Origin of the sequence: Bartonella sp. MR100HLJHH (assembly GCF_042194215.1) — a bacterium.
Taxonomy (GTDB): Bacteria; Pseudomonadota; Alphaproteobacteria; order Rhizobiales; family Rhizobiaceae; genus Bartonella; species Bartonella grahamii.
Genome location: NZ_JBHIMR010000006.1, coordinates 25,705 through 51,167, shown reverse-complemented (window position 1 = coordinate 51,167; position 25,463 = coordinate 25,705). Strand labels below are relative to the sequence as shown.

The 25,463-nt window shown below is 38.0% G+C and carries 16 protein-coding genes and 1 pseudogene; 9 read left to right on the top strand and 8 right to left on the bottom strand.

The window, feature by feature from the left end:
- Nucleotides 1–50: 50 nt before the first annotated feature.
- Both argS and ACFIJ7_RS04855 read right to left on the bottom strand, forming a co-directional pair.
- A complete protein-coding gene (gene argS, locus ACFIJ7_RS04860) occupies nucleotides 51–1,808 on the bottom strand; it encodes an arginine--tRNA ligase (protein ID WP_375635884.1) in 1,758 nt (585 codons plus the stop codon).
- A 30-nt stretch (nucleotides 1,809–1,838) separates the two neighbouring features.
- Nucleotides 1,839–3,041, bottom strand: a complete 1,203-nt coding sequence (locus ACFIJ7_RS04855; protein WP_375644741.1) for a deoxyguanosinetriphosphate triphosphohydrolase — start codon at nucleotides 3,039–3,041, stop codon at nucleotides 1,839–1,841.
- Nucleotides 3,042–3,149: 108 nt separating this feature from the next.
- Between ACFIJ7_RS04855 and ACFIJ7_RS04850 the strand changes: the two genes are divergently transcribed.
- From ACFIJ7_RS04850 to glmS, 5 genes are all read left to right on the top strand, one after another.
- Nucleotides 3,150–3,473, top strand: a complete 324-nt coding sequence (locus tag ACFIJ7_RS04850) for a HesB/IscA family protein (protein ID WP_375644740.1) — start codon at nucleotides 3,150–3,152, stop codon at nucleotides 3,471–3,473.
- A 39-nt stretch (nucleotides 3,474–3,512) separates the two neighbouring features.
- On the top strand, nucleotides 3,513–4,499 hold the full coding sequence (locus ACFIJ7_RS04845) for a carboxypeptidase regulatory-like domain-containing protein (RefSeq protein ID WP_375644761.1): 987 nt from the start codon (nucleotides 3,513–3,515) through the stop codon (nucleotides 4,497–4,499).
- Between the two features lie 46 nt (nucleotides 4,500–4,545).
- The gene (locus ACFIJ7_RS04840) at nucleotides 4,546–5,331 is read left to right on the top strand and encodes a cytochrome c biogenesis CcdA family protein (protein WP_273788202.1); all 786 of its coding nucleotides are present in this window, start codon (nucleotides 4,546–4,548) and stop codon (nucleotides 5,329–5,331) included.
- Nucleotides 5,332–5,345: 14 nt separating this feature from the next.
- Nucleotides 5,346–6,695, top strand: a complete 1,350-nt coding sequence (gene glmU, locus ACFIJ7_RS04835; RefSeq protein ID WP_375644739.1) for a bifunctional UDP-N-acetylglucosamine diphosphorylase/glucosamine-1-phosphate N-acetyltransferase GlmU — start codon at nucleotides 5,346–5,348, stop codon at nucleotides 6,693–6,695.
- 172 nt (nucleotides 6,696–6,867) lie between these two features.
- Nucleotides 6,868–8,691, top strand: coding sequence for a glutamine--fructose-6-phosphate transaminase (isomerizing) (glmS, locus tag ACFIJ7_RS04830; RefSeq protein WP_375635887.1), 1,824 nt, complete (start codon nucleotides 6,868–6,870; stop codon nucleotides 8,689–8,691).
- Between the two features lie 393 nt (nucleotides 8,692–9,084).
- Here the strand turns inward: glmS and recG are convergent, their stop codons facing one another.
- On the bottom strand, nucleotides 9,085–11,193 hold the full coding sequence (recG, locus tag ACFIJ7_RS04825) for an ATP-dependent DNA helicase RecG (RefSeq protein WP_375644738.1): 2,109 nt from the start codon (nucleotides 11,191–11,193) through the stop codon (nucleotides 9,085–9,087).
- A gap of 401 nt (nucleotides 11,194–11,594) precedes the next feature.
- On the opposite strand from recG, the gene dnaE reads away from it, so the two are divergent.
- Nucleotides 11,595–15,062 (top strand): DNA polymerase III subunit alpha, encoded by a 3,468-nt coding sequence (gene dnaE / locus ACFIJ7_RS04820; RefSeq protein ID WP_375635929.1) that lies wholly within the window; start codon nucleotides 11,595–11,597, stop codon nucleotides 15,060–15,062.
- 191 nt (nucleotides 15,063–15,253) lie between these two features.
- Here dnaE and ACFIJ7_RS04815 read toward each other — a convergent pair whose 3' ends face one another.
- Both ACFIJ7_RS04815 and ACFIJ7_RS04810 read right to left on the bottom strand, forming a co-directional pair.
- The gene (locus tag ACFIJ7_RS04815; RefSeq protein WP_375635889.1) at nucleotides 15,254–16,501 is read right to left on the bottom strand and encodes an FAD-binding protein; all 1,248 of its coding nucleotides are present in this window, start codon (nucleotides 16,499–16,501) and stop codon (nucleotides 15,254–15,256) included.
- A gap of 52 nt (nucleotides 16,502–16,553) precedes the next feature.
- The gene (locus ACFIJ7_RS04810) at nucleotides 16,554–16,802 is read right to left on the bottom strand and encodes a zinc-finger domain-containing protein (RefSeq protein WP_375635890.1); all 249 of its coding nucleotides are present in this window, start codon (nucleotides 16,800–16,802) and stop codon (nucleotides 16,554–16,556) included.
- A 325-nt stretch (nucleotides 16,803–17,127) separates the two neighbouring features.
- Between ACFIJ7_RS04810 and ACFIJ7_RS04805 the strand changes: the two genes are divergently transcribed.
- Together ACFIJ7_RS04805 and ppx are read left to right on the top strand one after the other, a co-directional pair.
- A complete protein-coding gene (locus ACFIJ7_RS04805; protein WP_375635891.1) occupies nucleotides 17,128–19,308 on the top strand; it encodes an RNA degradosome polyphosphate kinase in 2,181 nt (726 codons plus the stop codon).
- A 6-nt stretch (nucleotides 19,309–19,314) separates the two neighbouring features.
- Entirely contained in the window at nucleotides 19,315–20,832 is a 1,518-nt protein-coding gene (gene ppx / locus ACFIJ7_RS04800; protein WP_375644737.1) for an exopolyphosphatase, read from the top strand.
- A 303-nt stretch (nucleotides 20,833–21,135) separates the two neighbouring features.
- On the opposite strand, the gene ACFIJ7_RS04795 is transcribed toward ppx, so the two are convergent.
- The 3 genes and pseudogenes from ACFIJ7_RS04795 to rnd all read right to left on the bottom strand — a co-directional run bounded on the left by ACFIJ7_RS04795 (nucleotide 21,136) and on the right by rnd (nucleotide 23,451).
- Nucleotides 21,136–21,312, bottom strand: a complete 177-nt coding sequence (locus ACFIJ7_RS04795) for a helix-turn-helix transcriptional regulator (RefSeq protein WP_375635893.1) — start codon at nucleotides 21,310–21,312, stop codon at nucleotides 21,136–21,138.
- Nucleotides 21,313–21,675: 363 nt separating this feature from the next.
- A pseudogene (locus tag ACFIJ7_RS04790) lies at nucleotides 21,676–21,866 on the bottom strand (Arm DNA-binding domain-containing protein); the annotation flags it as partial.
- Between the two features lie 430 nt (nucleotides 21,867–22,296).
- A complete protein-coding gene (rnd, locus tag ACFIJ7_RS04785; protein ID WP_375644736.1) occupies nucleotides 22,297–23,451 on the bottom strand; it encodes a ribonuclease D in 1,155 nt (384 codons plus the stop codon).
- Between the two features lie 132 nt (nucleotides 23,452–23,583).
- Here rnd and aspS point away from each other — a divergent pair, with 132 nt between their 5' ends.
- Nucleotides 23,584–25,377: an aspartate--tRNA ligase gene (aspS, locus tag ACFIJ7_RS04780; protein WP_375635895.1), complete on the top strand. Its 1,794-nt coding sequence runs from the start codon at nucleotides 23,584–23,586 to the stop codon at nucleotides 25,375–25,377.
- Nucleotides 25,378–25,463 lie beyond the last annotated feature (86 nt).

Sequence of the window (25,463 nt, the reverse complement as noted above, 5' to 3'; positions counted from 1 at the left end):
TGAAAAAGTTTATCAATAGAGTACCTATTGTATGTATTTATAGAACTTTTTCAACGCATTTCTATTGGTGCTTCGACTCCTATGATGGTAAGTCCTGATGATAAAATATTGATAACAGCTTGTATCAATCCCAATCTTGCAAAGGATAACTCTTTATCATCAGGTTGAATAAAGCGTAAATTGAGATTTTCACTCCCTTTATTCCAATGGGTGTGAAAGCTGGAAGCAAGGTCATAAAGATAAAACGCTAATCGATGCGGTTCCTTATGAACGACGGCCTGTTCAATGATACGTGGATATTCAGAAAGTTTGCGTATTAACAATATTTCATGGTCATCTGTTAATCGATGAAGATGGGCGATTAATGTATCATTTGAAAAGCTTTTAATATGAAGCGCTTCTTGTGCTTGACGAAAGACTGAGTGACAACGTGCACTTGCATATTGTACGTAAAAGATGGGGTTATCTTTTGATTGTTCTGTTACTTTTGCAAAATCAAAATCAAGAGGTGCTTCACACTTACGGTATAGCATCATAAAACGCACAGGATCACGCCCAACCTCTTCGACAACATCGCGTAGAGTGACAAAAGATCCTGCTCTTTTTGACATGCGTACAGGATGACCGTTGCGAAAAAGTTTTACCAATTGACATAAGAAGACGCTTAATTTAGCTTTATCCCCAGAAATTGCTTTTGCCATTGCCTCTAGCCGCTTTACATAGCCAGCATGGTCTGCGCCTAGAATATAAATCATTTCATCAAAATGACGATTAAATTTATCCCGAAAATAAGCAACATCAGCAGCAAAATAAGTGTAAGAACCATCAGATTTAACTAAAACACGGTCTTGGTCATCACCAACATTTGTTGAACGGAACAAAGTTTGTTCACTTGGTTCCCAATCTTCTGTATTTTGTCCCTTGGGAGGGGGGAGTTTTCCTTTGTAGATATAACCATTTAAAGTGAGGTCGTTGATGGTGTTACGAATGGCGCGTGCATTATCTGCATAGAGCATTCGCTCAGAGAAAAAGATATCATGATAAATATTAAGAGCAGCCAAATCTTCGCGAATCATGGTCATCATTGCATGAATTGCACGTTCTTTCACAAGAGATAAGGCTTCATCTTTATCCATCGTGAGGAGTTGGTCCCCAAACTCTTGAGCAAGCGATTGTCCCAATGGTATCAAGTATTCTCCAGGATAGAGCCCTTCTGGAATTTCATTAATTTCTTGCCCAAGAGCCTCACGATAGCGCAATAGTACAGAGTGGGCGAGGACTTCGATTTGTTGACCAGCATCATTGATATAATATTCTTTCGTAATGTTATAGCCCGTAAATTGCAGCAAATTGGAGAGAACATCTCCAACAACCGCTCCGCGGCAGTGTCCTACATGCATTGGTCCTGTCGGATTTGCTGAGACATATTCAACATTGACGCGTTTTCCTTGTCCCATTGGGATACGACCATAAGAAGTGCCTGATTCAAGCATGGATTTTATAGCATCTTGCCAAAATAATTTTGTAAGCTTTATGTTTATAAAACCAGGACCGGCAACATCTATATTTTCGATAGAGGAATCATTTTTAAGAAGTTCTATGATTTTATCTGCAAGTGCACGTGGATTGATTCCAATAGATTTTGCAAGCACCATAGCAGCATTGGTTGATAAATGACCATGGGAGGAATCACGCGGAGGATCAACAGTAATTTTTGATAAATCTAGATCTTCTCCATTTTTTCCTTTTATATCAGATAATTCAATTGATCTCTTAATTTTTTTTTCGAAGTTTTTAAAGATATTCATATTTAGCTTCCATGATGATGCCAAAAGCCATTAAACGAAATTATCTGTATGGTCAAATAAACGGTGATATTCACGTAGAGCGTAGTGATCTGTCATGCCTGAAAGGAAGTCAGCAATCAAACGTGCTAACTCTTGATTTTTTAAGTGCACTGTTTTGCTCTGCCAACTTTCAGGCATTGTATTTGGATTTTCATAATAACAATTGAATAATTTTTGTACAATGCATTTTGCTGCATTGCGACGACTAAGAACTTGTTCATGGTAGTAAAGATTTTTAAATAAAAAGTTTTTTAGTTCTTTTTCATAAACGGTCATTGTTGGTGAAAAGGTAACAATAGTTTGTTTTGCTTGGTGAATATCGTTTATGCTTGTTGGTTTGATGCGTGCTAAATTTTCTTGTGATTGTTTGATAACATCTTCAACCATGGTTGTTATTTGTCTTCGTACAAGTGTGTAACCGCGACGCGTTTGGTCGAGGTGGGGATGCTCATCTGTTATATCTTTTAATATTGCTGCTGTTAGTGAAACATGTTCAAATTGATCGAGTGTTAAAAATTGCGAACGTAGACCATCATCAATATCATGCGCATTGTATGCGATATCATCTGCAATAGCAGCACATTGCGCTTCTAGTCCTGCAAAACAATCGAGTGCAAGGTCTTGCTCTGCATTGTATTGTAAAATATCGATAGGAACCTCCTTATTCTTCGCGTGAGGACCTAAAAGAGGACCATTATGCTTTACAAGTCCTTCGAGGGTTTCCCATGTAAGGTTAAGTCCATCAAAATTTGCATAGCGCTGTTCTAGTTTTGTGACAATGCGTAATGCTTGTGCATTATGATCAAAGCCGCCATAATGTACCATGGCTTCATTAAGTGCATCTTCTCCAGCATGGCCAAAGGGCGTGTGTCCAAAGTCGTGAACAAGGGCAATGGCTTCGGCAAGGTCTTCATCAAGGCACAGGGCACGGGCTAATGTTCTTGCAATTTGAGAGACCTCTATGGAATGGGTTAGGCGAGTACGATAATGATCGCTTTCATCAGCAATAAACACTTGCGTTTTATGTTTAAGACGTCGAAATGCATTAGAATGGATAATACGATCTCTATCTCGTTGAAAAGGTGAGCGTGTGGTGCTCATCGTTTCATGGAATAATCTACCACGGCTTGTTTGCGGATGAGCACTGTACACTGCTCGAGATTGGTAATTGAAGTTGATAGTGCCTATATCCATTGCAAGCTGCCCATTATCATCTTAAAATTGAGAGTGGTTTATGACAAATAAACTTCTCTTTGAGTATGGGATACTCTTTCTTGATGGTTTAATGCAAGGATATATAAAATGAATGTGAAAATTTCAGATGTTGCTGCCCAAAAAATTGCACAGATACTTTTGCGTGAACCCGATAAAATAGCATTACGTATTTCTGTTGAAGGTGGTGGGTGTTCTGGTTTTTCTTATAAATATGACTTGGTTTCTGAAATGTGTAAAGATGACCTCGTTCTCAAAAAAGATGGGGCAGTTGTGTTTATTGATTTACTATCACTTCCTTTCATGGAAGGAGCTGAGATTGATTTTGTTGATGATCTTATGGGGCAGTCTTTTCAAATCCACAATCCCAATGCTGTTTCATCATGTGGTTGTGGTGTAAGTTTTTCAATCTAAAATGATGGCTTTGTGATATTGTTTCTTGAAAAAAATATCATGTTGGTCAACAATGTGAAAATGGGTATTCTTATGAAAATAGTGCACCGATGTGTATGGTTGTGCGTGGTGCTTACTTTATTGATCTGGAGTCACTGTGCTTTTTCTGAAGAAGAAGGGCAAGATCAGCAGCAGGGACAATCAAGGAGTTTTATTGTAAAGTCTCAAGAGCAGGGAAAAGAAAATTTAGCATCTCAAACACAACTCATTTTGAATGCTCGATTAATAAATAGTCATCCGGATATTGAAAAAGGGCTTGTCTGGCGGGTTTATGCCCCTATTCTAGGGATTGATAATAAATTACCATTAGTGGCAACCTATAAGGGGGGAAGTGCGCGTTTTGATCTCGAACCAGGAAGTTATCTTGTTCATGTCTCATTTGGTCATATGAGTGCTGTGCGCCATATTCGCCTAGAAAATGGACAGAGTCTTGTAAAAAACTTTAATCTTGAGGCTGGTGGTGTCATTTTAAATGCAACACTGCTTAATGGTGTAATGAATGAAAAGGAATTACGTTTTACCATTTATGAGGATGAAAAAGAAAATGATGATACGGGGGTGATTTTATCAAATGTTAAACCCCAATCAGTTGTACGTTTAAAAGCTGGACGCTACCATGTTGCTTCCCATTATGGTTCTATTAATGCGACGGCTCGTTCCGATATTCAAGTGGATGCTGGTAAAATGACAGAAGTTACCCTTGAACATCAGGCTGCTCAGATTGTCTTAAAGCTGGTACGACAAGAAGGAGGGGAAGCGCTTGCAGATACAAGTTGGTCTCTTGCCAATGATTCTGGTGATATCGTTTATGAAACAGTTGGTGCTTATGTTTCACTCGTGTTAGCGGAGGGAGAGTATATTGCAATTGCTAAAAATAAAGATAAAATCTATCAAAAAGTTTTTTCAGTCGTTTCTGGTCATGATGAAGATATAAGTGTGGTGGCGAATGAGCAAAATATGCAACGAATTGATGAAGATGTGGATTGATCGTTGTTTATGGGGGTAAACTATGATGAGAGACGGGGTATGAGTTTTGATTGAAATTTCAACAGTTGGTGTGTTTTTTGCTGGGGCACTCTCTTTTTTGTCGCCCTGTGTTTTGCCATTAGTTCCTCCTTATTTGTGCTATATGGCAGGTGTTGGTATTGATGATTTTCGTTCAGAAAATCGTGATGAGAAAGTCTTTATACGGTGGGCTTTATTGTCTTCTGTTATTGCTTTTGTTCTCGGGTTTACGACTGTTTTTGTTGCTTTAGGTGCCAGTGCTAGCACAATTGGGAAATTCATCGGTTATTATCGTGATTGGTTCGCCCTTGCTGCTGGAATTGTCATTATTATTTTTGGTTTAAATTTTTTGGGGATTTTCAAGATCGCTTTTTTATTTCGTGAAGCGCGTTTTCAGACCAAAAAAACACCTGCTGGTCCTTTAGGCGCGTATATTATTGGGTTAGCTTTCGCTTTTGGTTGGACACCGTGTATTGGCCCCATTTTAGGCCCTATTATAACGCTTGCTGGAACAAAAGAAACTGTGGGAGAGGGAGCTGTTCTATTAGCGGTTTATGCATTAGGTCTTGCTATTCCTTTTATGTTGGCAGCTTTATTTTCGAGCAGTTTTATGCGATTTTTAGGAGCTTTTCGTATTCATTTAGGAAAAGTTGAAAAAATTATTGGTGTTTTTCTTATTCTTACAGGGATTTTGTTTTTAACAGGCTCTATGCAGGATCTTTCATTTTGGCTTTTAGAACATTATCCTTCGTTGAGTTATATTGAAGATATTCGTTGGCACGATATTATGAATTTTTTTGGATTTTCTCGTTAGTCTTATGTGTTTTTATGGTTAGAAGTTGTCTTTCTATTGTTCTTGCTGCAGGTGAAGGGACACGCATGAAATCGTCTCTGCCTAAGGTACTTCATAAAATTGCTGGATTGCCTCTTATATGCCATGTTCTAAAACAAATAGAATTGGCAGGCTCTTCACAATTAGCAGTCGTTGTGGGATTTGGTGCTAAGGAGGTTACGCACGTTGTTCAGTCATTTGTAAAAGATGCGATGATTTTTGAACAAAAAGCGCGTTTAGGAACAGCTCATGCTGTTTTATCTGCTCGTTTAGCTTTGCAAAAGGAAGTGGATGATATTCTCATTGTTTTGGGGGATACGCCTCTCATTCAGCAAGATTCATTGCACCAAATGCGTGCACAGCTTGCTGATGGAGCAGATGTTGTTTTTGCAGGTTTTCATACCCAAAATCCAACAGGTTATGGGCGTCTTCTCGAGAAAAATGGTCAATTGATCGCAATTGTAGAAGAAAAAGACGCTAGCGATGAAGAAAAAAAGATTTCTTTTTGTAACGGTGGAATACTCGCTATGCGTGGAAAACATGCACTTTCTCTTTTAGAGAAGGTTGGTAATAACAATGTGAAAAAAGAATATTATTTAACAGATATTGCTGCTCTTGCAACACGCGAAGGATTAGATGTGCGTGTTGTTGAAGTTCCTTTTGAAGATATTGTAGGAATTAATAACAGTCTTGAGCTTTCTGAGGCTGATTCTTTGTGGCAAAAACGTAAAGCGCGCGATTTAATGTTATCGGGTGTTACACTCTTAAAACCAGAGACACTCTATTTTTCTTATGATACAGAAATTGAACCAGGGGTTGTGATAGAACCAAATGTTTATTTTGGATTAAGCGTGAAAGTACAATCTGGTGCTGTTATTCATGCATTTAGTTATCTCGAGGGTGCTGTGGTTGGTAAGGATGCACAGATTGGTCCCTATGCACGTTTGCGTCCTGGAACAGAGTTGGCGAAGTCCGTAAAGATTGGAAATTTTTGTGAAGTCAAACAAGCTAAGGTAGGAGAATCTTCTAAAATCAATCATTTAAGTTATATTGGTGATGCCGAAATTGGTGCACATACCAATATTGGAGCCGGTACGATTACTTGCAATTATGATGGATTTAACAAATATAAAACCATGATTGGTGATTATGCTTTTGTTGGGTCTAATACGGCACTTGTTTCCCCATTAGTAGTAGGGGATGGCTCTTATGTTGCTTCAGGAAGTGTTATTACTGAAAATATTCCTATGAACAGTATGGCTTTTGGGCGTGCACGACAGGTTATAAAAGAGGGCTATGCGACAAAATTTCGAGAGCGCTTGTTAGAAAACAAACAGAAAAAATGATTATTTTCAGTCTATTCCTTTGTTTCGTGTGAATCTAACGATGGATAGGATGTTTATTCTTAAAGATTGCCGTACTCCATGTTTGAATTATTTTATTATTTATAGTTTTAAATAAAGGCTGTTGGATTGTTTTATAAGATTTAAATCTTAAGATGTGGGTTGGAGCTTTTTAATGTGTGGAATTATTGGAATTATTGGAAAGAGGTGTGTTACGTCCTCTTTGGTTGAGGGGTTAAAACGTCTTGAATATAGAGGGTATGATTCATCTGGGGTGGCAACAGTCCATAATGGGCATCTTTATCGTGTACGTGCTGAGGGGAAGCTTGTTTATTTAGAAGAAAAATTAAAAAAAACACCTCTTGAGGGAAGTTTAGGGATTGGTCATACCCGTTGGGCTACGCATGGAATTGCTGTTGAACGCAATGCGCATCCCCATGTGACTGAAAAACTTGCGATTGTTCATAATGGTATTATTGAAAATTTTGTAGAATTGCAAAAGGAACTCATAGAAGATGGTTATATCTTTGAAACAGAGACGGATACGGAAGTTATTGCACATTTAATAACGCGTGCATTAAAAGAAGGTCTTTCTCCGCAAGAAGCTGTACGTACCAGTTGGAAAAGGCTGCAGGGGGCTTTTGCTATTGTTCTTATTTTCGAAGGTGAAGATAACCTTATGATTGCGGCTCGTTCTGGTCCACCTCTGGCAATTGGTTATGGAAAAGATGAATTTTTTGTGGGGTCAGATGCGATTGCTTTGGCACCATTCGTTGATCATATTAGCTATATGGAAGATGGGGATTGGGCTGTTCTCACACGGGAAGGCGTCAAAATTTATGATGTATATAATCAACCGGTAAAACGTCCTGTGACAACATTACTTGAAGAGGCTTTATTGATTTCTAAGGGTAATCATCGTCATTTTATGCACAAGGAAATGTTTGAACAACCTGAAGTGATTTCTCATAATTTGGCGCATTATCTTGATCTTGGAAATTATGCCGTTCGATCATTTGAGAATTTGATTGATTGGAAAAATATTCATCGTCTCCTTTTTGCGAGTTGTGGAACGGCTTATTATTCAACCTTAGTTGCGCGCTATTGGTTTGAGAAATTTGCCGCTTTAAGTGTTGATAATGATGTTGCTTCGGAGTTTCGTTATCGTGAACCTCCTATAACGTCTGATGTGTTGTCGCTGTTTGTTTCTCAATCTGGTGAGACAGCTGATACATTGGCTTCTTTGCGTTATTGTCGTGAGCGGGGTGTAAAAACAGCAACAATTGTGAATGTAGAGCAATCAACAATGGCAAGGGAGGCTGATTTTATTCTCCCAACACTTGCCGGACCGGAAATTGGTGTTGCGTCAACAAAAGCTTTTACCTGTCAATTGGCAACGCTTGCTTCACTAGCACTTAGTGCTGCTAAACAACGTGGCTATCTCTCGGTTCAAATGGAACAGCAATTGGTTCAACAATTGGCAGAAGTTCCACGTATTTTAAATGAGGTCTTAAAATTAGAGAGCAAAATTGAATGTATTTGTCGTGATTTAGTGAATGCAAAAAGTGTTCTTTATCTGGGACGTGGGACTTCTTATCCGATTGCTTTGGAGGGAGCCCTTAAATTGAAAGAGCTTTCTTATATTCATGCTGAAGGTTATGCGGCGGGTGAGTTGAAGCATGGACCAATTGCTTTGGTGGATGAGACAATACCTGTTATTGTTGTTGCACCTTATGATCGGTGGTTTGAAAAAACTTTTTCTAATATGCAAGAAGTGGTAGCACGTAATGGTCGTATTATTTTAATAACCGATAAAAAAGGAGCAGAAGTAGCTTGTCTTAAGACTTTATCAACGATCACTTTGCCAGAAGTTCCAGAATTTATTTCTCCTATTATTTATGCACTCCCTGTTCAGTTAATCGCTTATCATACGGCTGTTTTATTAGGAACAGATGTCGATCAACCCCGTAATTTAGCAAAATCAGTCACGGTTGAATAAAAGTATATTTCTGAATCTTTGGGAGAATAATCAAGTGTAAGAAATTGATTTATAATGATAGCTTATTTTTTCCACTTTTCTCTGTTGAACGAGAATATCGGAGACGGGATTTTTCTTTCTAAATTCTTTACGATAAAATAAAAAATATTTTCTGACCTGTCAAAAAATGGATCAGCTATGTGAATATAATGATAGAAAAAGGCGCAATATTTCTTCTACTGTTTTAATGCAAGAATAATTTAGATTGAAAGAAAAGATGCTGTTGTTGGTTTGTCACTCTTTCATGAAGCATAAAGATGGTAAGGGATTGTATAGATTATTTATGGTTTATTCTAAGAGAGAAAATCGTATTTGAACAGAGAGGTATTTTAATTTTTTATTAGAGGGGCTTTGTTATCCTGCTCGCAAGAGGCGTGTAGCATCATCGTGTCCGAAAAGATAAAGCAGCAACTGTAAAGCTTGTCCTTGCTGAGAAGAAAGATGAGGATCGCGTTGTAAAAATAAACGAGCATCTTTTCTTGCCATTGACAAAAGATCGCTATGAACTGCAAGGTTTGCTATATGAAATTCAGGGACTCCGGATTGTTTGGTACCTAAAAGCTCTCCTTCGCCTCGCAGGCGCCAATCTTCTTCAGCGATTTCAAAACCATCTTCTGTATTGCGGATAATATTAAGGCGTGTTGCTGCTGTTTTAGTCAGTGGATCTTTATAGAGCAAAATGCAGGAAGATTTTTTATTGCCTCGTCCTACACGTCCACGTAATTGGTGCAATTGTGAAAGGCCAAAATGTTCCGCGTGTTCGATGATAATGATCGAAGCATCTGGAATATCTACTCCCACTTCAATGACGGTGGTTGCAACTAAAATACGTGTATTTCCACATTTAAAAGATGCCATAGCGGCTTCTTTTTCTGCTGTAGACATTTTTCCATGGATCATACCAACGTGTGCTCCAAAGCGTTCATGGAGAAATGTAAAGCGGTTTTCAATTGAAGTGAGATCAAGAACTGTCGATTCCTCCACTAAAGGACAAATCCAATAGAGCTTTTCTCCTTTTTCTAATGCAATTGCGATTCGCTCTATAAGCTCATGAAGACGTTTCAAAGAAAGCATTGCTGTTGTAATGGGTTGTCGTCCCATTGGTTTTTCTGTAATTTTAGATACATCCATATCACCAAAAGCTGTTAAGACAAGTGTGCGCGGAATGGGCGTGGCGGTCATAACCAGCATATCAGGTTTATTGCCTTTTTCTGTAAGAGCGATACGTTGATGGACACCAAAACGGTGTTGTTCATCGATAATGGTTAAGGCAAGATTGTTATAAGTGATGCTGTTTTGTATGAGAGCATGGGTTCCGATGATAATAGAAACTTGACCTGATTGAATATCATTCAAGATATTTGTCCGCAATTTCCCTTTTTCTCGTCCTGTTAAAAGAGTTGTTTGTAATCCGACTTTTTCGGCAAGAGGAGCAATGGTGGAAAAATGTTGCCTGGCAAGCACTTCGGTTGGTGCCATTAAAGCTGATTGTCCTGAATTTTCAGCAATTTGTGCCATTGCCATCAATGCAACAACAGTTTTTCCTGCGCCTACATCACCTTGAAGCAGTCTTAGCATCGGTTCTGGCGAAGCAAGATCCTTCGCGATATCTTCTACTGCTTTTTTTTGTCCGGTTGTGAGTTGAAAGGGGAGGACATTAAGCAATTTTTTAGTATAAATTCCTGTTGATGGTCGAGAAGTGCCAACAAGAGATTTGGTTTTCAAACGCACGAGTCCTAGCGCCAATTGACAAGCGAGCAATTCATCATAGGCAAGACGTTTGCGTGCTGTACTTTCTAAGGATAGATCGTTGGTATTAATGGGCGCATGGATACGGCGTAAAGCAACAGAAAAAGAAGAAAAATTTTGCTGCTTTTTCACATTTTCATCTATCCATTCTGGGAGGAGAGGAATAAAATCAAGAGCGTTTTGTATGGCGCGTCTTAGTGTCTTTGCAGTTAGTCCTGCAGTAGAGGGATAGACAGGTTCGATGAGAGGAATCTGATTTGATTGTTCGCTTGGAGCAATATAGTCGGGATGCGCCATTGAAAATTGCCCATTAAACCATTCAACTTTTCCTGATACAGTGACTTTTTTTCCTTCAGGGAGTTGTTTTTTTAGCCAAAGAGGCTGAGCGTGAAAAAAGACTAAATTTATTTTTCCTGTTTGATCATGGGCAATAACACGATAGGGGATTTTGTTGTGACCACGGGGCGGTGGTTGATGTTGATCGATGATAATTTCGAGTGTAACAGTGTCTCCTTCTGTTACACAAGCAATGTTGGGACGCATTCTGCGGTCTATGACGGAATGAGGCATTAATTGAAGAAGATCAATAAGAGTTGCTTCGCGTTGTGTAGGATTAACATTTAAGAGTTTGGTCAGTAAACCATAGACTTTAGGTGTAATACCAGAAAGAGTTCGAATAGAATTAAAAAGAGGGGTAAGAAGACTTGGAGGCATGAGCAAATTTAACCTGCTCTTTTTGTTTTTTCTAGACCTTTAGAAGAGCTTTTTGGGGATAAAGTTATAAAGAGGAGGTTGCTTTACTTACACATTGAATTTTAGGAAGAAAATTAATATTTAAAGATAAATACAATAAAAGGGAGCTAAAATTAAAGTGCTTAGATGAGCTATATTATTTTTCTTTTTATTTTAGCTGTTTATTTGCTGTGAATAGAAGCATTTTCTTGATATAATTCTCTTATAAATATTAATAAAATTGGGATATTGCTCCTATGTAGGATGATGAATTTATAGCTTTAAAGTTATGATAAACAGAAGTTTTTTTCTTTTATAAGGGGTGCTGTTTGGCATTTATTTTGTAGTGGGAAATTGTGAGAGTGGTAAAAAATAAAAATAAAATGCAAGAGAACAAAAATTCTCTTCCTCGCTTTATTCATTTGAGAGTGCATTCAGCTTATTCCTTGCTCGAAGGGGCTTTAAAAATCCCCCAAATTATTCAACAGACGATTTCAGATCATGCACCAGCGGTTGCTATTACCGATACCAATAATTTATTTGGTGCTTTGGAATTTTCACAGCATTGTCTTTCTCATGGGGTACAACCTATTATTGGTTGTCAGCTTACTGTTGATTTTTGTGATGAAAATGATCATTCACGTTTGGCTAAATGGCGTAATCCTTCTGATTTTTGCTCTATTGTTCTGTTGGCTGCTAGTGAAACCGGTTATGCTCATTTGGTTCGTCTTGTGAGCCGTGCTTATCTTGATAAATGTGATACTGATCCTCCTTATATTAAAGCTCATTGGTTGTCGGCACACAGTGAAGGAATAATTGTTTTAACGGGAGGCAAGGGAGGGCCTATTAATCTTTCTTTAGCAGAAGAGAAAAAAGAACATGCTGTTGAACGCTTAATTTATTTGAAAAAATCTTTTGCTGATCGTCTTTATGTGGAATTACAACGGCATGGCTCTTATGATCGGAGAGTAGAAGCTGATCTTATTGAATTGGCTTATGCGCATGAAATTCCTCTTGTTGCAACAAATGAAGCCTTTTTTCTGAAGAGAGAAGGGTATGAAGCGCATGATGCGCTGATGGCTGTTTCAGAAGGACAAATAGTCTCTAATCCAGATCGTAAACGTGTGACGCCAGATCATTATTTGAAGTCACAAGATGAAATGGTTACACTGTTTTCTGATCTTCCAGAAGCTTTAGAAAATAGTGTTGAAATTGCATTGCGTTGTCATATTGCCACGCCTCTTCGAAAACCGATATTGCCTCGTTTTATAGAACAATCTGCTAATTCAGAAAATACTTTAGAAGTAGAAGATAGTGAGTTGTTAAATCAGGCTAAAGCTGGTTTGAAGATGCGGCTTGAAACAATTGGATTAGCTGAAGGGTATACGATTGCAGATTATGAGCAGCGGCTTGATTATGAAATTTCAGTTATTACGCGTATGCAATTTTCTGGATATTTTCTTATCGTTTCAGATTTCATAAAATGGGCAAAGGTTCATGATATTCCCGTTGGACCAGGGCGGGGTTCTGGTGCTGGTTCACTTGTTGCTTATGCATTGACGATTACTGATGTTGATCCATTGCGGTTTTCTCTTCTCTTTGAACGTTTTCTCAATCCAGATCGTGTTTCGATGCCAGATTTTGATATCGACTTTTGTCAAGAGCGGCGCGAAGAAGTTATTCAATATGTTCAAAAAAAATATGGACGTGATCAAGTTGCTCAAATTATTACCTTTGGTAAGTTACAGGCACGTGCAGTTTTGCGTGATGTGGGGCGTGTTTTAGAAGTTCCTTATCGTCAGGTGGATTATCTTACAAAATTAATTCCTGCCACACCAGGAAGTCAGGTAGAATTGGCTGATGCTATTAAGGATGAACCTAAATTTGAAGAGGAAAAGAAAAAAGATCCCGTTGTTGGACGCGCATTAGATATCGCACTCCAGTTGGAGGGACTTTATCGTCATGCTTCGACTCATGCTGCTGGGATTGTTATCGGAGATCGTCCGCTTTGGGAGCTTGTCCCGATGTATCGTGATCCTCGTTCTGATATGCCTGTTACACAATTTAACATGAAATATGTTGAACAGGCAGGGCTGGTAAAATTTGATTTTCTTGGATTAAAAACGCTTACTGTTTTGAAAATGGCAGTCGATTTTGTTGCCAGAAAGGGGATTAAAATAGATTTATCAAATATCCCTCTGAATGATGAAGCAACCTACGCTATGATGGCACGTGGTGAAACGGTTGGCGTGTTTCAGGTGGAAAGTTCTGGTATGCGCAAGGCGTTGATTGGAATGAAGCCAGACCGTATTGAAGATATTATTGCGCTGGTCGCACTTTATCGTCCAGGTCCAATGGAGAATATTCCAACCTATAATGCACGCAAACATGGGGAAGAGGAAATTGCTTCTATTCATCCTAAAATAGATCATCTGATCAAAGAAACACAAGGTGTTATTGTCTATCAAGAACAGGTGATGCAGATTGCTCAGGTGCTTGCTGGCTATTCGCTTGGAGAAGCCGATTTATTACGTCGTGCTATGGGGAAAAAAATTCATGCTGAAATGCAAAAACAGCGTACGCGTTTTGTCAATGGAGCTGTTGCAGGTGGTGTTGATAAAGATCAAGCTGATATTATCTTTGATCTTTTAGCAAAATTCGCTGATTATGGTTTTAATAAATCGCACGCTGCTGCTTATGCAATTGTTTCTTACCAAACAGCTTATATGAAAGCAAATTATCCCGTTGAGTTTTTAGCAGCTTCAATGACGTATGATATGACGAATACAGATAAACTTAATGATTTTCGGCGTGAAGCATTAAGGCTGGGTATTGAAGTTATTGCACCTTCTATACAAACATCTCATCGTGTTTTTGAGGTTGGTGATAACTGTATTTATTATTCTCTTGCTGCCATTAAAGGAGTGGGAGAAACTGTTGTGGATCATATTGTTACTTGTCGAGGGGATAAGATTTTTAAGGATCTGGAAGATTTTTGTGCGCGTGTTGATCCTCGTATTGTTAACAAGCGTGCGATGGAAAGTTTAGTTTGTGCTGGTGCTTTTGATTGTTTTAACATTGCACGTGAGGTTTTATTAGCCAATCTTGGAACCCTTCATGCGCGTGCACTTCGTATTCTCGATGACAATTCTAGCGGGCAGGTTGATATATTTGGAATGGCAGGCGGATTAAAAGAACCATTGATCTTATCGCAAACAACCCCTTGGTTGCTGGCTGAGAAACTTTATCGAGAATTTCAAGCTATAGGTTTTTACTTTTCTGCGCATCCATTGGAGGAGTATCAAGCTATTCTAGACAAAAAACGCATTCAGACTTGGGTTAATTTTGCCAATGCCGTTAAAGGAGGAGCAACGGCTGCACGGCTTGCTGGAACTGTTGTGGCAAAAAACGTGCGCAAAACAAAATCTGGTAAAAAAATGGGAATTATTCATTTTTCTGATACAAGTGGACAATATGAAGCTGTTCTCTTTTCTGAGGCACTCTCGGATTATGAAGAGATGCTAGAACCCGGAAAATCTTTTATTATTACGGTGAGCGCAGAAAATCGTTCTGAAGGAGTTAGTTTGCGAATTGAAACAATTCAGTCGTTGGAACAGGAATCATTAAAACAGCATAAAATGATGCGTCTTTTTATAAAAACAGTTGATATGCTTCCACAAATTGAACAAAATTTAAATCTTGGGGGGAATGGAGAGGTTGGGCTTATTTTAATACAAGAGGATGGATTGCGAGAAGTCGAAATTGCGCTTCCTAAGCGATATAAGGTAAATTCACATGTCGCAAATGCTATGAAATTAATTCAGGGTGTTGTTGATGTAGAATTGAGTTAACAGAAAGATTAAAGATGGGAGCTGATTTTGAGTGGTGTTTTTGCTTTTAGGAGAGCTAAAAATTGAGCTTTTAAAATCGGATTGTAGGTTTCGAAAAATATTGCTTTTATTTGAGTAAATTATGATGTTTTTTAGTGTCATAGTGTCAAAAAATCTCTTCCTTTCGTAATATTCAAAATACTGGAAGAATTTTATAAGTTTTTATCATTATTTTTTATGGAATTCATCGCATCATACATGTAAAGCCAATCGAGATCTGACATAATGCTCTCTGGTGTACGAATTTTCATCATGAGATTGCGTGCAATTGCTATAGGACCGGTTGCGTGATAGACCAATCTATTGAAATCTCCGCGTTTTTTTACTGCTACAATACGGGGGGTGCGTGTTGTTTCGTAAAGCGAAAGTGCTTTCGTTAATGAAAAATCTTTCAATGAAAGTGCTTCTGCTAATGTGGCAGCATCTTCGATTGCCATAGCGGCACCTTGCGCTGCAAAAGGTAAGGCTGCATGTGCACAATCGCCAACAAATACTTGTCTCTCTAAGCCGATAAAACGATTTTGTTTCATTTGAAAGAGTGGCCAATAGCTCCATTCATCGATATGATCAAAGATTTGTAAGATTTTTGAATTCCAACCTTTAAAAAGAGATTTGAGTTTTTCTTTATCTCCTTTATGAGCCCATCCTTCTTTTGAATTTTCTCCATGCGTAATGGCGACAAAATTAAAAATTTTTTCTGACGATTGAATGGGATAGACAACAAGATGATTTTTGGGTCCCATCCAAGCTGTAATTGTCTTCATATTTTGCAATGAAGAACGAAATTTTTGAGGAAGATTATCAAATGTTGTTGTTGCACGCCAAGCAATAAAGCCACTAAAATTTGCTCTTTCATGAAAGGGAGATTGTTGCCGTAATGTTGACCAAACTCCATCACATCCGATCTGAAGGGGCGTTGAATGAAGCTGTTCTGTTGTTGTATCTGTTTTTATTGTCTTTATTTTAATGTTGGTTGCAGATTGGGTAGAAGATACAATCGTTTCACCTGCTTTGTATTTGATCAAAGGATTTTCAATCACTGCATCATATAAAATTTGTTGTAAAGCTGCGCGGTGGATCGTCATATAAGGGGCTTTCCAATATTTTTCTGTTAGATTGATAAGATGAGCCCGTAGATGTATTTTTAAAGACAATCCATCTTTTAACTCAAGAAAATGTGGGATTGTAGCGACTTCAGTGAGTTTGTTAAGAAGTTCCCAGCGAGCAAGAATAGATGTTGCATTTGGTGTCAGTTGAATACCAGCGCCTATTGTTTCAAGTTGCTTACACTTTTCGATAATGGTGCTTGCAATTCCTTTATGAGCGAGTGCTAAAGCGGTGCTTAAACCAGCAATTCCTCCTCCAACAATGAAGGGCGATCGGTTCACAAATGATTCCATATTAAACAAGCAGAATTAAAAGAGTGGTTATTAAGAAAGCCCAAAAACGCGATTATAATAGCTTTTCTGGATGATATAAACATCCTGTTGGGTTTGTTTGATCGTATGATAGCGAGGGAACATAACGATAAAGGGTTGAGCAATAAGGGCAAATTTTCTCATCTGCTTCTCCCATGTCGATAAAGATATGGGGATGATCGAATGGTTGTGTAGCGCCTACACACATAAATTCTTTCACACCAATTTCGATTATTTTATATCCAAGGTCATTTTGGAAATGGGGAATATTGTGATCAGCCATGGCGTACAAACTCCAGAATAAATTGTCTCATCAGCTATAATTAGGCTCTTCTATTTTATAGGCGTGAGTTTGTAATAAAGCTTATAATAATGCAAGCTGCTTTTTAAGACAAATTTCTCCTCCTTTATGCTATATTAGAATAATTGTCGTGTTTTTAGCGCTTTGCGCATAGAAATAGTTTCAAGTATTTTTAAATATTAAATGAAAACACGATGAGAAAAGTTAGGCATTGATATATTACTATGATGATAACATATTATAAAATGTTATATGAGATATTTCATCAAGGATTTTAGAAAATATAAAAGAAAATTATTTAGGATATATGGAACAGAGGGTGGTAGATAAAATTTCTATATCGAATATAACAATGAAAAATCCGGTACGGTTTATTAATCGAGAGTTTTCATGGCTACAATTTAATAATCGTGTTTTGATGGAAGCGGCTAATTCGAAACATCCTTTATTAGAACGCCTACAATTTCTTTCTATTTCAGCTGCAAATCTTGATGAGTTTTTTATGGTTCGTGTTGCTGGGCTAGCAACTCAAATTCGTGCTCGCGTTACAGCGTGCAGTGCAGATGGGCACACTCCACAGGAACAACTTGATATTGTATTAGCTGAGATTTCAAAGCTGCAGGCTCACCAACTACGAGAATTGAATGTTTTACGTGATGAATTAAAAAAGAATAATATTGAAATTATTTGTTCTGATGATCTTTCAGAAATTGAAAAATCATGGCTTGAAAAGTATTTTCTTGAGACAATTTTTCCTGTTTTAAAACCTTTGCCTGTTGATTCTACCCATTCTTTTCCATTTATTCCTAATTTAGGGCTTTCTATTGCGCTTCAATTGTCTGGAGAAACTGATCATAACTCACACACAGTGCTGTTGTCTATTTCAATGCTTTTGAGGCGTTTTATTCTTCTTCCTCAAGAGGGCAATCATTTTCGTTTTATTGCAGCTGAAGATGTTATTTGCTTTTTTATTAAACATGTATTTCCTAATTATGAGGTTAAAGGAATTGGTACATTTAGAGTAATCCGAGATAGTGATATTGAAGTCGAAGAAGAAGCTGAGGATCTTGTTCATTTTTTTGAAACTGCTCTCAAAAGGCGGCGCCGTGGGCAGGTTATTCGAGTTGAATTTGACGCAAAAATGCCAGAGAGTTTACGCCAGTTTATAGCGAATAGTCTTGCTGTTCCTGATAATTGTATTAATGTTCTTGATGGATTTTTAGCGCTTAATATGGTATCAGAAATTGTTTCTATCCCCCGTAATGATCTCAAATTTATTCCTTATATTCCCCGTATTCCAGAATGTATTCGTGAACATAAAGGGGATTGTTTTGCGGCTATTCGTGAAAATGACATTGTGATTCATCACCCTTATGAGACATTTGATGTTGTTGTCCAATTTTTACGTCAAGCTGCTTGCGATCCTGATGTTGTGGAAATCAAACAAACACTTTATCGTACATCAAACGATAGTCCAATTGTTGGAGCTTTGATTGAAGCAGCTGAACAGGGAAAGTCTGTGACTGCTTTGGTAGAACTTAAAGCACGTTTTGATGAGGAAGCAAATATTCGTTGGGCACGGGATCTTGAATGTGCTGGGGTTCAAGTTATTTTTGGTTTTATTGCATTAAAAACTCATGCCAAGATGTCATTGGTTGTGAGACGTGAGGGAAAACGTCTTTGCTCTTATGTTCATCTTGGAACAGGGAATTATCATCCCATTAACGCTAAAACTTATACGGATCTTTCTTTTTTTTCCAAGGATGATGATATCGCTCATGATGTTGCGTTATTGTTCAATTATATTGCGCAATATGAGCGTCCGAATGAAACAATGAAGATTGCTTTTTCACCCTTAACATTGCGTGGTCGTATCTTAGAGCATATTGAGGGAGAAATTGCTCATGCACAACAGGGAAGGTTTGCTGCTATTTGGATGAAAGTTAATGCATTGGTTGATCCTGAAATTATTGATGCTTTATATCGTGCCAGTCAAGCAGGGGTGCAAATTGATTTGGTTGTGCGGGGGATATGTTGTTTACGTCCTCGTATTCTAGGAATTTCAGATAATATTCGTGTAAAATCAATTGTCGGGCGTTTTCTTGAACATAGTCGCATTTTTTGTTTTGGGAATGGTCAAGATTTGCCTAATGAAAATGCACTTGTTTACTTAGGTTCTGCTGATATGATGCCTCGTAATCTAGACTATCGTATTGAAATATTGGTTCCAGTTTTTAATAAAATAGTGCGTCAAAAAATTCTTTTACAAATTATGTTGGCTAATATCATTGATAATCAACAAAGCTTTGATATACTTAAGGATGGAACATCAAAACGTATCACACCGCAGATAGGTGAAAGTCTGTTTAATGCGCAGGAGTATTTTATGGCTAATACAAGTTTTGCGGGGAGAAAAGAGTCCTTTGAATCTTCTGTTTCGCGCTTGATTGCGTTGCGTCGGCAACAAGCCGAAATACATAAAGATTAAAATCCAATGACATATATAGATGCTCAAGGTCGGTTAAAAGGGCGTAAGCCTGTTGCTGTTGTTGACATTGGCTCAAATTCTGTTCGGTTGGTTATTTATGAGGGGCTTGTTCGCTCACCAACGGTTTTGTTTAATGAAAAGATTCTTTGTGGTCTCGGTCATGGTGTGGCAAAAACAGGATTTTTAGAAGAAAAATCGATGAAAATGGCGTTGCAAACACTGAAACGGTTTCGTACGCTTTGTCGACAGATTGGGGCAGATGAGGTCTATACTTTAGCAACAGCAGCAGCACGAGATGCAAAGAATGGCGTAGCATTTATTCAGCATGCTGAAGATATTTTGCAAAGTAAAATATATCTTCTTTCAGGAAGTGAAGAAGCTATGTATTCAGCATATGGAGTTGTGTCTACTTTTTATCAACCAAAAGGTATTTCTGGGGATCTTGGTGGTGGAAGTCTTGAGCTGATTGATATTAATCATTCTGATGTTGGTGAAGGGATAACTCTCCCATTGGGTGGTTTAAGGCTACAGTATATGTCAAATAATGATAGTGCTGTAGCTACAAAAATTGTACATGAGCAACTTTATAAATCGTCTGTTGTTCGGACTCGTAAAGGTATAGCACGTTATTTTTATGCAGTAGGGGGGACATGGCGTAATTTGGCAAAACTCCATATGGCAATGAAACACTATCGGCTCCCTGTTATGCATGGCTATGAAGTTGATGCCGTTGAAATGGAGAACTTTTTACGTCTTGTAGCACGTGGCAATATTGATAATATGAGAGGGATTGCAGCGGTTTCTCAGAATCGTCGGAAACTTTTATCTTATGGGGCAATAGTTCTTATTGAACTCATTCAGTGTATGGAGTTTGAAAAGATAATTTTTTCTGGTGCTGGCGTTCGTGAAGGTTTTCTTTATTCACGATTGCCGCAGGCGCTTCGACTTTCAGATCCTCTCATTGCAGCATGCACAGAAATGGCTATTTTACGGGCACGTTCACCAAAACAAGCAGAAGAACTCATTGATTTTACGACGAATGCTTTTGAAGTTTTTGGAATTTCAGAAACTGAAAATGAATGCCGTTATCGTCAAGCCGCTTGTCTTCTTGCGGATATTGGTTGGCGTATACATCCAGATTATCGAGGCAATGAAGCAGCAAATCAAATAGCTTTAGGATCTTATCCAGGAATTTCTCATGAAGGGCGCCTTTATGCGGCGCTTGCTGTTTTTTTTCGCAATACAAGTTTACTGGTTGATAAAGAATCTCTCCCCATTTTTCAATTAGCAACTCAAAATATAATTGAAAAAGCACGTATTCTTGGCGAAACTATGCGGATTGCTCATCTTTTTAGTGCTTCTGTTGCAGGTATTTTACCTCATCTATTGTGGCGTAAAAAAGCAGATCATATTATTTTGCAGATCCCAAAGAATTACGCTGGGTTATTAGGAGAACGTCCTCTTGGACGATTAAAGAAGTTATCAAAAATAATAAAAAAACCTTTTGCTTTTGAAATTTTTTGATTTTTTTCTAATTTATTCGGGCTTTATGTCTTATAATAGTGCCATTGACAAGGGATAAATTAGGCAACCTATCATCATGAGCTGGACAACGGGGGGGCTTTTTGTTCCATAACGCCCGTGTCATCCCCCACGTAAGGCATTTGTAATGCCCTGAGCATTCATAAAAGAAAATATAATTTTTTTATCCAGTTACTTGCATCACAGAATGGATTTTGCATGTCATAAGCTTCGTGTGAAAATGAAAAGCCTTGTCCATCCTTACGTGACAAGGTTTTCTTTTTATGCTGTGTCATTTTGACGTTGCTATTTAGCTTGCTCGATGACATTCAAAAGATTCGATTGTAATAAACGCGATAAAAAACTAAATTTGAAAGGTTTTGGTAAAGATCCATTGGTAATATGACGCCGGAATGTTGAAACACTCATATGAAACAGTTTTGCACTTTCACGGCCCGCTAAAAGAATATCATTTTCTGTCATTATAAAATTCTTTCACTATAAAAAATAGAAACAAATCATAAGCATTTATTAACCATATTTTCGAATCCTTTGAAAGGTATTTAATTTATAAAAAACAATATTTTATTATATAATTTCTGATGTGATTATTTATGCTTCTTATTGAGACGATATGAGAGAAAAGGGAGAGAAAGTCATCCACAAATAATGGGGTTATGTATCCCATATCTTAGCTTTGATCTGTAACATAAGCCGTCCATTTATCCATATAGACACGGCGCTGTTCTAGATAGTCTGTTCGACGATAGGGCACCGCTCTACTTGTCTTCCGACTGTATGACCTAGGATGGTTTCTGCGATTTCATACTTTAATAGGGTCACGACCTTTTTTAAAGAGACATCTCTCAAGGCACCCAAGCCCATTTCACGGCGGCGTCCATGAATTGTATAACGATAAAGCCATTGAGCACCACTATCTTTACGTTTGTGAAGAAGCAAGCCGGCACCATCATTATATTTGCTAGCTCCCAATGTTGCGACAGTCCTTGGCACTTGAGACGATTCATAAGAGCCATTTTAGTCCTTTCTTGTACAGTTTTTACCCATACGCCAGCCCCGCTTATGGTGTGCAAGAGAATGGTTTTGATTGTTAGATTGTAATCTCGGTAGTTTTTTTAATACGATAGGGTGACGTGAGGCATTATATCTTTGTTTGTTCCTATTGCTAGGCTGCTATTTTTGTAACGAATGCGCTTTTATTATAAGAACTTTTTCTTTTTAAAACTTTTAAATGAGGATCTGTTTGTTTTTTAGATTTTTTAATAAGATTGCTATTTGATTGACCGGATAAAGATTTAGCTGTCATTTTTAATAAGAGTTTACTATTTAAGTTTTTAATTTTGTCAGAAGTAGGCTTTAGTTATCCTATTTGCGTTGGTCCATAGGGCATACCAATTTATGTAGATAATAAGTAGCGTAATGGATTTTTAAAAATGAAAATGTAAATTAAAGCTGTTTTGTGCTTATTTTTCCATCGTTAAAGTAAAACCCTATCTGCCCCTTTAGCAGTTGTTCGGCTTTTTTACCAAAAATTTCATAGCGCCAGCCATTCATAGCGGGAATATTTTTCTTTATTCCTCCATTGGCAATTTTTTCTAAATCATTAGATGTTGCGATAATTTTAGGGGCAATGCTGTTTTCGCTTGCAACAATTTTTAATAACACTTTAAGAAGATCGATAACAGCGACCGTCGTATCATTGAGTGGATTATGTTTAGGAATGGGGGGTAAAGTAGAAAGATCCACCTCTAAACCTTCGTGGACAGCTTTGATTAATGATTGAGCAATTGAGAGTTTATCCCAATTCTTATTAAGACTGCGCAATCGTTTTAATGCAGATTCATCTTTTGGTTGTTGGGTTGCTATTTCTATAAGACATTCATCTTTTATGATATGACGACGTGGCATATTGTATCTTCGTGCTTCACGTTCACGCCAAGCTGCTATCTTTTGTAATACAGCAAGTTCACGAGGCTTTTTAATTTGTCCTTTCACTTTTTTCCATGCTTCATCTTCTGGCATATCATAGGTTTTAGGATTTAAAAGGATTGTTAGTTCATCATCCATCCAGTGAGCACGTTGATTTTTTTCTAACCTTTTTTTCAATAACAGGTAAACATCTCTTAAATAGGTTACATCGGCAAGTGCATAGAGCAGTTGTTTTTCAGACAAAGGTCGGCAACTCCAGTCTGTAAAGCGGGAAGATTTATCAAGATGATGCCCCGTGCAACGTTGTACAATTTGATCATAGGAGATAGAATCACCAAACCCACAAATTGATCCTGCTATTTGCGTATCAAAGAGAGGGGAAGGAATAACACCTCCAAGATGATAAATTGTTTCAATATCTTGGCGCGCAGCATGAAAAACTTTTACAACTTTTTTATCGATCATAAGGTCAAAAAAAGGTTGTAAATCAATATCTGGTGCTATGGGATCAATCAAAACTGTGACATCTGGTGATGCGAGCTGGATTAAACACAGTTGAGGCCAAAAAGTTGTCTCGCGGATAAATTCAGTATCGACTGTTACAAAATCAGAGGTACGTAGAGCGTTAAGTGCAATTTCAAGATCTGTTGTTTGTGTAATAAGATTCATCATTTTATTATAATTCGATAAATTAAATTTGTCCTTTATTGACTTTATTTTTGAGTTTTTATTCTCATATCTTGACAAATGGTTATTAAAAAGCGTTTGTAGCGCATATGAATATTATAATCAAAGGCAAAAAACATGCACCGTTATCGCAGTCATCATTGTGCGGCTCTTCGTAGATGTGATGTAGGAGCACAAGTCCGTCTTTCGGGATGGGTTCATCGTGTTCGTGATCATGGAGGAATTCTTTTTGTGGATTTACGTGATCATTTTGGAATTACACAAATTGTTGCTGACCCTGCTTCGCCGGCTTTTAAAGTTATTGAAAAAGTGCGTTCTGAATGGGTTATTCGTGTGGATGGAGAGGTATGTGCACGTTCTGATGAGGTTATTAATGCAACGCTTCCAACAGGTGAGATTGAAATTTTTGCACAAGAGGTAGAAATTCTTTCAAAATCTGATGAACTTCCTTTACCGGTTTTTGGTGAGCCTGATTATCCAGAAGATATTCGATTAAAATATCGTTTTCTTGATTTGCGTCGGGAGACTATGCACAAAAATATCATGCGTCGGACTGAAATTATTGCGGCTATGAGACGGGCTATGCAAAATAATGGTTTTACGGAATTTACGACGCCACTTTTGACAGCTTCATCGCCGGAAGGAGCACGTGATTTTTTGGTTCCAAGTCGTGTTCATCAGGGAAAATTTTATGCGCTACCGCAAGCACCACAGCAATATAAACAGTTGTTAATGATGTCAGGTTTTGATCGTTATTTTCAGATTGCTCCATGTTTTAGAGATGAGGATCCAAGGGCCGACCGTCTTCCTGGTGAATTTTATCAATTAGATGTTGAAATGAGTTTTGTTGAGCAAGAAGATGTTTTAGCAACTATGGAACCTATTATGCGTTCTATTTTTGAAGAATTTGCAGATGGAAAAACTGTGACACAGAGCTTTCCTCGCATTTCCTATGATGAAGCAATGCAAAAATATGGTTCTGATAAGCCTGATCTACGTAATCCGATCATTATGGAAGATGTTTCTCAACATTTTTATAATTCTGGTTTCAAAGTCTTTTCTCAAATTTTAGCGAATGATGAGAATGCACAAGTGTGGGCTATTCCGGCTAAAACGGGTGGAAGTCGTGCTTTTTGTGATCGTATGAATGTATGGGCACAAGGCGAGGGGCAACCAGGGCTCGGTTATATTTTTTGGCGTGAAGAAAAAGGAAATTTTGAAGGAGCAGGGCCTATCGCCAAAAATATTGGTCAACAGCGAGCTGAAGCGCTCCGTATACAGCTTGGACTTGAAAGTGGTGATGCTTGTTTTTTTGTGGCTGGAGATCCAAAAAAATTCGCATCTTTTGCTGGAGCAGCCCGTACACGGGTAGGGGAAGAATTAGATCTTCTCGATAGAGAGAGTTTCTCTTTGGCTTGGATTGTTGATTTTCCATTTTTTGAATGGAATGAAGATGAGAAAAAGATTGATTTTGCACATAATCCTTTTTCCATGCCTCAAGGGGGAGAAAATGCTCTTGAGACCCAAGATCCTCTTACTCTTAAAGCTTTTCAATATGATCTTGTTTGCAATGGTTATGAAATTGCATCAGGTGGAATTCGTAATCACTTACCAGAAATGATGCTTAAAGTTTTTGAACTTGTAGGACTTTCTAAGGAAGTTGTGAAAGATCGTTTCGGTGGTCTTTATCGTGCATTCCATTATGGGGCTCCGCCACACGGTGGTATGGCTGCGGGAATTGACCGCATCATTATGCTGTTGCAAGGTGTTAAAAATTTGCGTGAAGTTGCTTTATTTCCTATGAATCAACAGGCACTTGATCTTTTGATGAGTGCTCCGTCTGATGTTTCTCCCACACAATTACGTGATTTAGGAATCCGTATGGCTCCTACTCACAAAAATAGCTCATAAAGTTGATTATGGATTGTTTTCATCTTTTTCTTATGTAGAGTGAAGTTTTGATGTCTCTCAAGAGCATCGTGTGTGTGTGCTGTTTG

Coding starts and splice junctions, on each gene's coding strand:
- argS (WP_375635884.1), bottom strand. CDS start 1,808: ATGAATATCTTTAAAAACTTCGAAAAAAAAATTAAGAGATCAATTGAA.
- ACFIJ7_RS04855 (WP_375644741.1), bottom strand. CDS start 3,041: ATGGATATAGGCACTATCAACTTCAATTACCAATCTCGAGCAGTGTAC.
- ACFIJ7_RS04850 (WP_375644740.1), top strand. CDS start 3,150: ATGAATGTGAAAATTTCAGATGTTGCTGCCCAAAAAATTGCACAGATA.
- ACFIJ7_RS04845 (WP_375644761.1), top strand. CDS start 3,513: ATGTTGGTCAACAATGTGAAAATGGGTATTCTTATGAAAATAGTGCAC.
- glmU (WP_375644739.1), top strand. CDS start 5,346: ATGGTTAGAAGTTGTCTTTCTATTGTTCTTGCTGCAGGTGAAGGGACA.
- glmS (WP_375635887.1), top strand. CDS start 6,868: ATGTGTGGAATTATTGGAATTATTGGAAAGAGGTGTGTTACGTCCTCT.
- recG (WP_375644738.1), bottom strand. CDS start 11,193: ATGCCTCCAAGTCTTCTTACCCCTCTTTTTAATTCTATTCGAACTCTT.
- dnaE (WP_375635929.1), top strand. CDS start 11,595: ATGCAAGAGAACAAAAATTCTCTTCCTCGCTTTATTCATTTGAGAGTG.
- ACFIJ7_RS04815 (WP_375635889.1), bottom strand. CDS start 16,501: ATGGAATCATTTGTGAACCGATCGCCCTTCATTGTTGGAGGAGGAATT.
- ACFIJ7_RS04810 (WP_375635890.1), bottom strand. CDS start 16,802: ATGGCTGATCACAATATTCCCCATTTCCAAAATGACCTTGGATATAAA.
- ACFIJ7_RS04805 (WP_375635891.1), top strand. CDS start 17,128: ATGGAACAGAGGGTGGTAGATAAAATTTCTATATCGAATATAACAATG.
- ppx (WP_375644737.1), top strand. CDS start 19,315: ATGACATATATAGATGCTCAAGGTCGGTTAAAAGGGCGTAAGCCTGTT.
- ACFIJ7_RS04795 (WP_375635893.1), bottom strand. CDS start 21,312: ATGACAGAAAATGATATTCTTTTAGCGGGCCGTGAAAGTGCAAAACTG.
- rnd (WP_375644736.1), bottom strand. CDS start 23,451: ATGATGAATCTTATTACACAAACAACAGATCTTGAAATTGCACTTAAC.
- aspS (WP_375635895.1), top strand. CDS start 23,584: ATGCACCGTTATCGCAGTCATCATTGTGCGGCTCTTCGTAGATGTGAT.